Origin of the sequence: Pseudomonas sp. DR208, from assembly GCF_019823005.1 — a bacterium.
GTDB classification, from domain to species: domain Bacteria; phylum Pseudomonadota; class Gammaproteobacteria; order Pseudomonadales; family Pseudomonadaceae; genus Aquipseudomonas; species Aquipseudomonas extremorientalis.
In genome coordinates, this window is sequence record NZ_CP081944.1 from 4,366,048 (window position 1) to 4,378,385 (window position 12,338).

The following is a 12,338-nucleotide window of genomic DNA, read 5'->3' on the forward strand; positions in this document are numbered from 1 at the left end:
GGGTATTCCTCAGATCAATTCGCGAACGTCGATGAAACGACCGTTGACGGCAGCGGCGGCGGCCATGGCCGGGCTGACCAGGTGGGTACGCCCACCGGCGCCCTGACGCCCTTCGAAGTTACGGTTGGAGGTAGACGCGCAGTGCTCACCCGACTCCAGGCGGTCCGGGTTCATCGCCAGGCACATGGAGCAGCCCGGCTCACGCCATTCAAAACCGGCCTCGAGGAAAATCTTGTCCAGGCCTTCGGCTTCAGCCTGCGCCTTGACCAGGCCCGAGCCCGGCACCACGATGGCTTGCTTGATAGTCGAAGCCACTTTGCGGCCCTTGGCGATCACCGCCGCGGCGCGCAGGTCTTCGATCCGCGAGTTGGTGCAGGAACCGATGAACACGCGATCCAACTGAATGTCGGTAATCGCCTGGTTGGCCTTCAAGCCCATGTACTTCAAGGCGCGCTCAATGGAGCCGCGCTTGACCAGGTCGGCTTCCTGCGCGGGGTCCGGCACGTTCTGGTCGACAGCCAGGACCATCTCCGGCGAGGTACCCCAGCTGACTTGCGGCTTGATCTGGGCAGCGTCGAGCTCGACCACGGTGTCAAACACCGCATCGGCATCGGAGACCAGGTCTTTCCAGGCTTGCACAGCGGCGTCCCAATCTTTGCCTTGTGGGGCAAATGGACGGCCCTTGACGTATTCAACGGTCTTTTCGTCCGCCGCCACCATGCCCACGCGGGCACCGGCTTCGATGGACATGTTGCAGATGGTCATGCGGCCTTCGATGGACAGGTCGCGAATCGCGCTGCCGGCGAACTCGATGGCATGGCCGTTACCGCCGGCGGTGCCGATCTTGCCGATGACGGCGAGCACGATGTCCTTGGCGGTCACGCCGAACGGCAACTGGCCTTCGACTTTAACCAACATGTTCTTCATCTTTTTGGCGACCAGGCACTGGGTGGCGAACACATGTTCCACCTCGGAGGTGCCGATGCCGTGGGCCAAGGCGCCGAACGCACCGTGGGTGGACGTATGGGAGTCGCCGCACACCACGGTCATGCCCGGCAAGGTGGCGCCCTGCTCCGGGCCGATCACGTGCACGATGCCTTGACGCACGTCATTCATCTTGAATTCAGTGATGCCATATTCGTCGCAGTAGTCATCGAGGGTCTGCACCTGCAAACGCGACACCTGGTCGGCAATGGCTTCGATGCCGCCCTTGCGCTCAGGGGTGGTCGGCACGTTGTGGTCCGGGGTGGCGATGATGGAGTCGACGCGCCAAGGCTTGCGCCCGGCCAGCCGCAGGCCTTCGAACGCTTGGGGCGAGGTCACTTCATGGATGATGTGGCGGTCGATATAGATCAGCGACGAACCATCGTCGCGCCGTTTCACTTCATGGGAATCCCAAAGCTTGTCGTAAAGCGTTTTGCCGGCCATCAGTCGGTCCTCATCAGCGGTGTTTCTCTATGCCGGGCTTTTCAATAACCCTTTGGCTTGTGAGGCTGATGGTATGGCGCTACATTAAATAACTCAAATTCATATTTTTTATGCTTTGGATTACCAACTGGAATACACCATGGACCTGGCCAACCTCAATGCCTTTATCGCCATCGCCGAGACCGGCAGCTTCTCCGGCGCCGGTGAGCGCCTGCACCTGACCCAGCCGGCCATCAGCAAGCGCATTGCCGGCCTGGAGCAACAATTGAAGGTGCGCCTGTTCGATCGCCTGGGCCGTGAAGTCGGCCTGACGGAGGCCGGACGGGCCTTGCTGCCACGCGCCTATCAGATCCTCAACGTGCTGGACGACACGCGCCGCGCCCTCACCAACCTCACCGGCGAAGTCAGCGGGCGCCTGACCCTGGCCACCAGCCACCATATCGGCCTGCATCGCCTGCCGCCGGTGCTGCGCGCCTTCACCCGGGCATACCCGAATGTGGCGCTGGATATTCAGTTTCTCGATTCGGAAGTGGCCTACGAAGAAATCCTCCACGGCCGCGCCGAAGTGGCGGTGATCACCCTGGCGCCCGATCCCCACAACCTGGTGCGCGCCACCCCGGTGTGGGACGACCCACTGGATTTCGTGGTGGCGCCAGAGCACAGCCTGATCAGCAACGGCCACGTCAACCTGGCCGATATTGCCGGCCACCCGGCAGTGTTTCCCGGCGGCAACACCTTCACCCACCATATCGTCAGCCGGTTGTTCGAAGCCCAGGGCCTCACGCCGAATATCGCGATGAGCACCAACTACCTGGAAACGATCAAGATGATGGTGTCGATCGGCCTGGCCTGGAGCGTGTTGCCGCGCACCATGCTCGATGATCAGGTGGCAAGTATCGCTTTGCCGGGCATACAGCTCAGTCGCCAGCTAGGCTATATCGTGCACACCGAAAGGACGCTGTCGAATGCTGCGCGGGCTTTCATGAGCCTATTGGATGCACAGGTCGATCTGCCAGGGATACCGGCATGAAACCGTGCGGCCTCAAGGTCTGAACTGTACCGCGCCATACGCCCATCGAGCCAAGGCCCTTTGATAATGCGCAACCCCGTCGACTCCGTGCCACCCCTGCCCCGCATTTACGCCCTGGACCCCCAAGAGGCGGAACAAAGCTGGGACAGTGCCCCGCAACTGCTGGCCGCGCTCAACGCTGCCCGGCTGGGCGCCTGGTGCTGGGAAATCGACACCGGCAGGATAAGCTGGTCGCGGGGCACCCAGGCGCTGTTCGGCTTTGACCCGCGCCAGCCACTGCCCAAGGACCTGGACTATCTGGACCTGCTGGCACCGGCGGATCGCGCCAGGGTGGTACGGGCCTTTCACGCGGTGCTGGCGGGCGAGCCGTTCGAGCAGGCCATGCACCACCGTATCCAATGGCCCGACGGCAGCTTCCACTGGCTGGAAATCAACGGCAGCCTGTTACCGGACAAGGCCGGACGCCGGCGCATGATCGGCGTGATCCGCGAAATCACCCACCAACGCGAGCGGGAAAGCGCCCTCAGCCACTCCGAAAAGCGCTTCGCCACGCTGTTTCACTTGTGCCCCAACATGGTCTTGCTGACGCGCCAGTCCGACGGACTGATCAGTGAAGCCAACCAGTATTTCGAGATGCTCTTCGGCTGGCCGGTCGCCGATGCCATCGGCCGCACCACCCTGGACCTGGGCCTGTGGCGCCACCCCGAGCAACGCGCGCAGCTGGTCAAGGCCACCCAGCGCAAGGGCGAGCCCATCACCATGGAGGTGCAATTTTGCGCCAGTAACGGCCAAATCCACGATGGCACGCTCAGCGCACAAAAAGTCGAACTGGAGGGCGAGGCCTACCTGATCAGTACGTTTCTCGACACCACTGAGCGCAAAAACGCCGAGCAGGCCCTCAAGGACAGCCAGGAGCGCCTCGACCTGGCCCTGGACTCGGCGCAACTGGGCACCTGGGACTGGCACATTCCCACCGGCATGCTCTACGGCTCGGCGCGCGCCGCCCAACTGCACGGCCTGCCGCCGGAGCCATTCCATGAGTCCTTCGACGCCTTCTTCGAGGGCATGCCCGATGAAGAGCGCGATAGCATGCGCAACGCCTACCGCACCCTACGCGAAGGCCCGGCCGGCAACTATCAGCTGACGTATCGCGTGCCCATGGAAGACGGCAGCTCACGCTACCTCGAAAGCCGCGCCCGCCTGTACCGCGATGAGCACGGGGCGCCCCTGCGTATGGCCGGCACTCTGCTGGATATCACCGACCAGGTGGAACGCGAACAACGCCTGACCGCTTCCGAAGAAAAATTTGCCAGCCTGTTCCAGGCCAGCCCGGACCCGATCTGCGTCACCTGCCTGGAGGGCGGCGCGTTTATCGAGATCAACCCCGCGTTTACCCAGACCTTTGGCTGGACGGCCGCCGAGGTCATCGACAAAAGCGCCGAAGAGATCGGCCTGTGGGACGAGTCGAGCAAGCGCCTGCAGCGTATCGAGCGGGTGATCCGCGAGCAGGCATTGAACAATGTGGCGATCGTGGTGCATCACAAGAGCGGCCAAAGCCTGACCTGCGTGATATCCAGCCGTCTGATCAAGGTGGGCGACCAGTCGTGCATCGTCACCACGCTGCGCGATATCACCCAGCAGCAGCGCTCGGAAGCGGCGCTCAAGGCCAGCGAAGAGAAGTTCGCCAAGGCCTTCCATTCCAGCCCCGACGCCATTTCCATCACTGAGCGCGACACCGGTCGATATGTGGAGGTCAACGACGGCTTCTGCCGCCTGACCGGCTACCGCGCCGAGGAAGCCATTGGCCTGACGCTGTATCAGATCGGCATCTGGGCCGATGAAAACCAGCGCGCCGCGCTGCTGGCCGAGTTGCAGATCAAGGGCCGCATTCATCACCTGGAAATGCTCTGGCACAACAAGCGCGGCGAGTTGCTGGCGGTGGAAGTCTCGGTGGAGCCCATCACCCTGAATGAAACCCCGTGCCTGTTGCTGACCGCCCGCGATGTGAGCCTGCTGAAAAACGCCCAGGCGCAGATCCGCCACCTGGCCTATCACGACCCGCTGACCAACCTGCCCAACCGCGCCCTGCTGATGGACCGCCTGAGCCAGCAGATCGCCTTGCTCAAGCGCCACAATTTGCGCGGCGCACTGCTTTTCCTCGACCTCGACCACTTCAAGCACATCAATGATTCCCTCGGCCACCCGGTGGGTGACACGGTGTTGAAGATTGTCACCGCGCGCCTGGAAGCCAGCGTGCGCATGGAAGACACCGTGGCGCGCCTGGGGGGAGATGAGTTTGTGGTGCTGCTCAGCGGCTTGGAAGGCTCGCGCATGGAAGTCAGCGGCCAGGTGCAGGAGTTGGCCGACACCCTGCGTGAGTTGCTCTCGGAGCCGATGTTCCTGGACGGTCATCGCCTGCAGGTCACGCCAAGCATTGGCGTGGCATTGATTCCCGATCACGGCTCCACGCCAGCGGACTTGCTCAAGCGTGCCGACATCGCCCTGTATCGCGCCAAGGATTCAGGGCGCAACACCACGCAGATGTTTCACAACAGCATGCAAAAAACCGCCAGCGAACGCCTGCGCATGGAGACAGACTTGCGCCTGGCCTTATCACGTGGCGAGTTCAGCGTGCATTACCAACCCCAGGTGGACGCGCGGGGCAACAAGATCGTCGGCGCCGAGGCCCTGGTACGCTGGCAACACCCGCAATTGGGCGCTCAGTCACCTTCCGAATTCATCAAGGTGCTGGAAGACAGCGGCCTGATCCTTGAGGTGGGCACTTGGATCCTGGATGAAGCCTGCGCGGCCTTTCAACAACTGATCCACGAAGGCTTGGTAGACCCACTGAATTTCAGCCTGTGCGTGAACATCAGCCCCCGGCAGTTTCGCCAGAACGACTTCGTGGAGCGGGTGGAGCGCAGCCTCAAGCAACATCAGTTGCCGTTCAGCCTTTTGAAACTGGAGATCACCGAAGGCATCGTGATCCAGAATCTGGACGACACCATCAGCAAAATGCGCCGCCTGAAAAAACTCGGCGTGAGTTTTGCCATGGACGACTTCGGCACCGGCTATTCATCGCTCACTTACCTCAAGCGGCTGCCGGTGGATGCGCTGAAGATCGACCAGTCCTTTGTGCGCGACGCGACCCATGACCCCAACGACGCTGAAATCATCCGTGCGATTGTGGCAATGGCCCGCAGCCTGAACCTGGAAGTGATCGCCGAAGGCGTGGAAACCCCGGAGCAACTGGCATTCCTGCAAAAACTGGGCTGCCATTTGTTCCAGGGTTATTTGCATAGCCGACCCTTGCCGATCGAGGGATTCCGGCAACTGTTGAAGTAGCCCCTCACACCAGCTTCAATGCCCACATTGCTCTATCGGACCACCCCGATGCCATCAAGCCGAGCTTTTGGCCGTAGTTGTCCACCGAGCCGCCTATGGCCACAACCGAATGCCAGTGGTCTGCGAGGGTGCCAATGGCGCCTCTGGCCAACTCTTGTGGACTGCTCTGCCGCACGTAGGCAGACAACCCCAACCTGCGCAACACCTGGCCCGGCGCTTCTCCGTCGTTCAACGAATGCATGGCGTCCTCGAAACTGCGGCCAGCACGCATGTCATTGTTCTCCATTTGCGCACGCTTGGCGCTCACGGCATACAAAAAAATAGCGTCGTCCTTGAGCGCCTGGTCAGAACCATCCAGGTTTGCCCCATGCTCGGCCTTGCGCCGCTCTTCATGGCTGAGAAACACCTTGTAGCCATCACGCATGATCACCTCAAAACCACCGGGTACAGCGCTGAGACTTTTGTAAATGCCCGCGGGATTCTGGCCAAACCTCATCATCGCGGCTTTGATCGCCGACACCGCGACACAATTACCTTCGGCACCTTGATAAAAGCCGCTCCATATATTCTTGGGTTTCATGCCGACCGGCATCTGTGAAACAACCGTGTTTCTGCCATTCGGCGAAGCCGTGCCGGGTTGGGCTTTGTCGTTGAACAGCCGGTAGCCGTACCCGCGGTCAACACGGCGCCTACCGTTGCAGTCGTGCCTGACGCCATCGAGAACAAACGCACTGCCTCGGCTATGCGTCTCGAGCACACCCGCCCCCCCATCACCCACCATCTGATGTGCCGGAACATATTGCGACAGCCCGTACACACCCATGCCCTGCAGCCCTCGCAGCGTCGTCTCACCCTGCAGAGTGTCAGCCAGAGCGTCCTCAAAGCGGTGATAGCCGCCCATCACCTGCTTACGTTTAACATAGGCGGCGAGCGCGACGTTGGCGCTGTCGACTGCGTCGCTGTCTGCGCCGGTGAAACGGGAGGCGCGCCTTGTCTGTTCGAGTTCGTGGTGGGAAATCTTTCCCTTGAACTCATCCTTCATGGTGAAGGCATACCCCCCGGCAGCCGGTGCGAACCAGGCAAACATGTCTTCAGGTCTTGGCCCAAAGGTTGCCATCATCATCTTGATGACCGCCGCAAGGGTGCTGGTATCAAAGTTCTCGCCAAAATGCCGCCGAGAAGCCTCAAAGCCAACGCCCTTTGCGGTCGGTTTGGCAACCGCCTGCTCCGTAGCGTGGGTAACGTGCCTGTAGTCCGGTGAATTTCCCCAGCCGACAGGAGGAGCAAAGACAGCAAAGGTCATAAACCCTCCGAAACCAAATTGAATGAGTGAAAAAACGCTGCCCCCCAACCAGCCCTCCCCAATCGCACCTGTGATCGGGGAGGCTGGATCCCTCATCAAACCCTTAAGACGAGCCGGGTGTTATCAAGGCTCGCCTGCACATCAGGCCCTTACCCCCTCCAGTCGAGGATTCATGACCCGGCGCGGGGCGGTGGGGTTTTTCACTTCGACAGTTGGCCCTGCATCAACCTTGTCCGAAGGTTTTTGCTCTGGATTAGGCGGCGTCTGTACCTTGGGTTCAGACTCGACCTTCACCTCGACCTTTTGCTCCGGGTTCGACTCGCCATTCACCTTGGATTCAGTCCCCACTCTCGCCTCTGCCTTCAACTGAGAAATGGTCTTTACTTCCGCCTCCGGCTGCGTATCCAGCGACACACGCGTCGACTGCCCCGGGGTAATGTCACGGATTTTTACTGGTTGGTTCTCCCCCCAACCCTCCGAACTGATCCGCACGTTGACACCGGCCTCCACACGCACCCTGAATTGTTTGCCTTCCTCAGGTGTAAGGCTCACTTGCGTACTGCCATCTGGCATGACCTGCACTTGGGCATCACTACCCGACGTGCCCACCTGCGCGTCACTGCCAACTTTGCCCTGAACGCTATTTCCGACAGTCTCCGCCGACGAACTATTGCTAAAACCAGTGATGTTCATCTGCTTGCCGCCACTCGCGTTCGCTTTAACATCACCGTCCTTGCCGGCAGTCACTGAGGTCGATTTTTTACCGCCCGCCGTATTGACGTGTGCACCGCCGCTGGAATCAACATTGACTTGAGCGTCCTTACCCGCAGTGACTGTCGGCGATTGAGTATGATCGCTAGCAGTCTTCACTCCCATGGAGGCATCAGCACCAACGCTTACATTGCCGTCCTTGCCCACAGTGACTGTCGCCGCTTTATTATCGCCTGTGGTTTTAACTTGCACGGAGCCGTCAGCACCAACATTGACTTTAGCGTCCTTATCTGCGGTGACTGTCGATTTAGTACCATCACCAGCAGTCTTCACTTGCACAGAGCCGTCAGTACCAACATTGACTTTGGCGTCCTTATCTGCGGTGACTGTCGATTTAGTACCATCACCAGCAGTCTTCACTTGCACGGAGCCGTCAGCACCAACATTGACTTTAGCTTCCTTATCTGCGGTGACTGTCGATTTAGTACCATCACCAGCAGTCTTCACTTGCACGGAGCCGTCAGCACCAACATTGACTTTAGCTTCCTTATCTGCGGTGACTGTCGATTTAGTACCATCACCTCAGTCTTCACTTGCACGGAGCCGTCAGCACCAACATTGACTTTAGCGTCCTTATCTGCGGTGACTGTCGATTTAGTACCATCACCAGCAGTCTTCACTTGCACGGAGCCGTCAGCACCAACATTGACTTTAGCGTCCTTATCTGCGGTGACTGTCGATTTAGTACCATCACCAGCAGTCTTCACTTGCACGGAGCCGTCAGCACCAACATTGACTTTGGCGTCCTTATCTGCGGTGACTGTCGATTTAGTACCATCACCAGCAGTCTTCACTTGCACAGAGCCGTCAGCACCAACATTGACTTTGGCGTCCTTATCTGCGGTGACTGTCGATTTAGTACCATCACCAGCAGTCTTCACTTGCACGGAGCCGTCAGCACCAATATTGACTTTAGCGTCCTTATCTGCGGTGACTGTCGATTTAGTACCATCACCAGCAGTCTTCACTTGCACAGAGCCGTCAGCACCAACATTGACTTTAGCGCCCTTATCTGCGGTGACTGTCGATTTAGTACCATCACCAGCAGTCTTCACTTGCACAGAGCCGTCAGTACCAACATTGACTTTAGCTTCCTTATCCGCAGTGACTGTCGATTTCTTACTATCGTCAACAGTCTTCATTTGCGTGGAGCCGTCTGCATTGATAGTCACGCCCGCAATGCCGCCGGAGACCCGTTCACCTTTCCTGGCAAAAGGTGACGACTTCCCTTGGGAATTCGAACCACCCTCCACAGACACTTCAACACCACTCTCCGCCTTGGCTGCATGCGGTACTACTGTCGTGGCATGAGAACTGAATCCCCTGCCGGACAACAGGCTGCGCATGGCTTTGAAGACCAGATCAAACATCTCAAATAATTTTTCCAGCGCATCGGAGTTAACGGAAATCTCCTTTGCCTCCGTCACAGTTTGATTAACGTCTCGTGCAACCCCTTTAATACCGAGATCCGTAGCGAGCGTGCCGACGCGCTCAACATCTTTCACAAGACCGGTCGAACTTTTGCTCGCCGACGGGAGTTCCGGAATAAAAGCCTTAGGAGTGCCAAGCGATACATTAGACATCTTGTAACCTCATGATTAGTTATGTGCTGCCTCGAAGCATTTAGAAATCCGGACAGCAATTAATGTAAAACTGGAAACAATCATCATCTCGCAGTCCCTATTTTCGTGGACCGAAACGCAATCAAGTTCCAACAATCCAACTTCACAAAAGGCAAACAAAATCAAGAATCAGGTTTTAGCCTATGACTATTCAAGAAACCGCTCTAAATCCACTGCACCAGCGAGTATTCCATGGACAAACAAGGTAACAACCAAGCCCAAATCTAAAATAATGAAACCATTTACTCCGGAAAGATTTCACACTTATGTTAATTGCGCACAAGCGCGTACCAGAAGTTAATTAAACTGTATTCTTCCTGAAAATCAAGGTATCAATCAAATAACTGCATACATTCAGAACGCGCTATCACCCTCGATAAACATTAATGCTGCACCCCTGACAACCCGGAACTTTCACTTAAACACAGCCCAAAAAAAGGGCGCCAAGGGCGCCCATTTATCGATGTATTTGAAAACTTATTAAATATCAACGCTATTTTTCAGCGCCGTCACTCACTGACTGTCTACCGGCACCATACCGAGCAAACGGCTCACTTGGGCCAGCTCGGTTTCCCGACGCATCGCCGTAAACAGCTCCACCGCTTCCGGGTAGTTGCGCGTGAGCATCGCCAGCCACTGCTTCAATCGACCTGGCGCCTGTCGCTCGGTCAGTTGCGCCACCGACTGGGTCCAGAAGTCCTGGAGCAGGGGCTGCATCTGCGCCCAGGTCATTTCGACCACCTCCTCACCCGCCCGCGCGGCAGCGATCTGCCGCGCCAGGTCCGGACGCGCCACCAGGCCCCGACCCAGCATGATGTCTTCGGCACCGGTGATTTCACGGCAACGCTTCCAGTCTTCGACACTCCAGATATCGCCATTGGCGAACACCGGCACCTTGACCACATCCTGCACACGCGGGATCCACTCCCAGTGCGCCGGTGGCTTGTAGCCGTCGGTCTTGGTACGCGCATGCACCACGATATGCGCCGCGCCGCCTTCCGCCAGGGCCGTAGCGCACACCAGGGCGCCGTCCGGGCTGTCGAAACCCAGGCGCATCTTGGCAGTCACCGGGATGTGCGCCGGCACAGCACGCCGCACGTGCTCGACGATCTGGTTGAGCAACTCCGGCTCCTTGAGCAGCACCGCACCGCCACGGGACTTGTTGACGGTCTTGGCCGGGCAGCCGAAGTTGAGGTCGATGACCTGCGAACCGAGCTCACACGCCAGCGCAGCGTTTTCCGCCAGGCACACCGGATCAGAGCCGAGCAATTGCACGCGCAGCGGCACACCGGCAGCGGTGTGGGCACCGTGCAGCAGTTCCGGGGCGAGTTTGTGGAAATACGCCGGGGTGAGCAGGCGGTCGTTGACGCGGATGAACTCGGTCACGCACCAGTCGATACCACCGACACGGGTCAGCACGTCCCGCAGGATGTTGTCGACCAACCCCTCCATGGGCGCCAAAGCAATTTGCATGGAAAACACTCAACAAAAATCGTGGCGCAGTTTACTGGGTTTCCCACAGCAACCGTTAACCCCCTGTCAGGGCGGGGCCATAACCGTCGAGGAATTCAGCCGGCATGCGCTTGGGCTTGCCGGTGGACAGCTCAATGCAGACGAAGGTGGTTTGCGCACGCAACAGGGTCGCGCCGTCACGGGGGCGGACCAGTTGGAAGCGCCGGGTCATTTTCAGGCGCTGGTCCCAGTCGACGATCCAGGTGGCCAGTTGCAGCTCGTCGCCTTCATAACCGGCGGCCAGGTAGTCGATCTCATGACGCACCACGGCCATGGCGCGGTCCAGGCGCCGATATTCGGTCAGGTCCAGGCCCAGGCGCTGGGAGTGGCGCCAGGCGCAGCGCTCCAGCCAGGACACGTACACCGCGTTATTGGCGTGCCCCAGGCCGTCGATGTCTTCAGGCGCAACCTGCAGATCGATGATGAATGGCGTTGCCAAATCCCAGCCCATGCCTTGCTCCCAGTCGATTAATGTCGGCGAGGAGAGTGTATCAGGCGCTCTGCCGCTCCTGTAGACGACAGCCGGCCAGCAACGCCAGTACAGCGTCGATCACACGCGGATCGGCCAGGACTTTCTGGTGACCGCCCTGCTCCAGGCGTAGCAAGCGGCTGTCGAACCAGGCTTCGTGGATGGCTTGCGAGGCTTTGACCGGAACGAAGGTGTCATCTTCGGCGTGCACGATCAGGCCGGGAATATTCATCTGGTAATGCGCCACGTCCAGGTGTTTGAGCGGCATTCCGAAAGTCAACTCGACCTCCTGGATAAACGCCGAACGCGCCCGCGCTGGCAAACCGACCATCCTGGTAAAGCCGCGCAGCACATCCAGAAAGCGCGACGGCGCGGCGATACTCACCAACGCCTCGGTGCGCAGCCCCAACTGCACCGCCAGCATCGCACTGGCGCCGCCCATGGAATGGCCGATCACGGCGTGCAGCGGCGGCAACTCGGCGGCAGCTTCAAGCATGGCGCGGGCAAACAGCAGCACATGGGCTTCACGCCCCGGCGAACGGCCATGGGCGGGACCATCAAGGGCAATCACGGAATAACCGTTGTCGACCAATGCGCTGATCAAGCTGGCAAATTGGGTAGGACGCCCTTCCCAACCGTGCATCAGCAACACCGCCGGCCCCTGGCCCCAGCGCAACGCGGACAAGCCGAAACGCAGGGTGATGCGCTCCGATTGCGCCAGCAGCGGCAGTTCCCAGTCACGCGGCGGCAGGTCGCGGGGCGTCATGAAGGCGCGACGCATGCGGTTGGCCACCGTTTGCGGTACCAAGTGGCCCAGCGTGCTGTTGAAGCGACGAACCCAGGTAAGCGTGCCCATCA

Annotated in this window: 9 protein-coding genes; 2 read left to right on the forward strand and 7 right to left on the reverse strand. The window is 59.4% G+C overall.

The genetic code is table 11. From position 1 onward, the window contains the following. Positions 1 to 9 precede the first annotated feature (9 nt). Complete coding sequence (gene leuC / locus K5K89_RS19590; protein ID WP_222540086.1) at positions 10 to 1,428, reverse strand: 3-isopropylmalate dehydratase large subunit; 1,419 nt, start codon at positions 1,426 to 1,428, stop codon at positions 10 to 12. A 139-nt stretch (positions 1,429 to 1,567) separates the two neighbouring features. On the opposite strand from leuC, the gene K5K89_RS19595 reads away from it, so the two are divergent. Continuing rightward, positions 1,568 to 2,458 (forward strand): LysR family transcriptional regulator, encoded by an 891-nt coding sequence (locus tag K5K89_RS19595; RefSeq protein WP_071492224.1) that lies wholly within the window; start codon positions 1,568 to 1,570, stop codon positions 2,456 to 2,458. A 66-nt stretch (positions 2,459 to 2,524) separates the two neighbouring features. Next, on the forward strand, positions 2,525 to 5,803 hold the full coding sequence (locus K5K89_RS19600; RefSeq protein ID WP_222540087.1) for an EAL domain-containing protein: 3,279 nt from the start codon (positions 2,525 to 2,527) through the stop codon (positions 5,801 to 5,803). A 4-nt stretch (positions 5,804 to 5,807) separates the two neighbouring features. Here the strand turns inward: K5K89_RS19600 and K5K89_RS19605 are convergent, their stop codons facing one another. The 6 genes from K5K89_RS19605 to K5K89_RS19630 all read right to left on the reverse strand — a co-directional run bounded on the left by K5K89_RS19605 (position 5,808) and on the right by K5K89_RS19630 (position 12,336). Beyond that, positions 5,808 to 7,106 (reverse strand): hypothetical protein, encoded by a 1,299-nt coding sequence (locus K5K89_RS19605; protein WP_222540088.1) that lies wholly within the window; start codon positions 7,104 to 7,106, stop codon positions 5,808 to 5,810. Between the two features lie 141 nt (positions 7,107 to 7,247). Then, a complete protein-coding gene (locus K5K89_RS19610) occupies positions 7,248 to 8,330 on the reverse strand; it encodes a hypothetical protein (RefSeq protein ID WP_222540089.1) in 1,083 nt (360 codons plus the stop codon). Then, entirely contained in the window at positions 8,321 to 9,460 is a 1,140-nt protein-coding gene (locus tag K5K89_RS19615; RefSeq protein ID WP_222540090.1) for a hypothetical protein, read from the reverse strand. The genes K5K89_RS19610 and K5K89_RS19615 overlap by 10 nt, the downstream gene beginning before the upstream one ends. Positions 9,461 to 10,012: 552 nt before the next feature. Then, positions 10,013 to 10,972: a tRNA dihydrouridine synthase gene (locus K5K89_RS19620; protein WP_071488108.1), complete on the reverse strand. Its 960-nt coding sequence runs from the start codon at positions 10,970 to 10,972 to the stop codon at positions 10,013 to 10,015. A 55-nt stretch (positions 10,973 to 11,027) separates the two neighbouring features. Beyond that, on the reverse strand, positions 11,028 to 11,462 hold the full coding sequence (locus K5K89_RS19625; RefSeq protein ID WP_033901813.1) for an acyl-CoA thioesterase: 435 nt from the start codon (positions 11,460 to 11,462) through the stop codon (positions 11,028 to 11,030). 40 nt (positions 11,463 to 11,502) lie between these two features. Then, entirely contained in the window at positions 11,503 to 12,336 is an 834-nt protein-coding gene (locus tag K5K89_RS19630) for an alpha/beta hydrolase (RefSeq protein ID WP_222541731.1), read from the reverse strand. Positions 12,337 to 12,338: the final 2 nt, after the last annotated feature.

Excerpts from the sequence above, each read along its gene's own strand:
- leuC (WP_222540086.1), bottom strand. The coding sequence starts at position 1,428 with ATGGCCGGCAAAACGCTTTACGACAAGCTTTGGGATTCCCATGAAGTG.
- K5K89_RS19600 (WP_222540087.1), top strand. The coding sequence starts at position 2,525 with ATGCGCAACCCCGTCGACTCCGTGCCACCCCTGCCCCGCATTTACGCC.
- K5K89_RS19620 (WP_071488108.1), bottom strand. The coding sequence starts at position 10,972 with ATGCAAATTGCTTTGGCGCCCATGGAGGGGTTGGTCGACAACATCCTG.
- K5K89_RS19630 (WP_222541731.1), bottom strand. The coding sequence starts at position 12,336 with ATGGGCACGCTTACCTGGGTTCGTCGCTTCAACAGCACGCTGGGCCAC.
- K5K89_RS19625 (WP_033901813.1), bottom strand. The coding sequence starts at position 11,462 with ATGGGCTGGGATTTGGCAACGCCATTCATCATCGATCTGCAGGTTGCG.
- K5K89_RS19605 (WP_222540088.1), bottom strand. The coding sequence starts at position 7,106 with ATGACCTTTGCTGTCTTTGCTCCTCCTGTCGGCTGGGGAAATTCACCG.
- K5K89_RS19615 (WP_222540090.1), bottom strand. The coding sequence starts at position 9,460 with ATGTCTAATGTATCGCTTGGCACTCCTAAGGCTTTTATTCCGGAACTC.
- K5K89_RS19595 (WP_071492224.1), top strand. The coding sequence starts at position 1,568 with ATGGACCTGGCCAACCTCAATGCCTTTATCGCCATCGCCGAGACCGGC.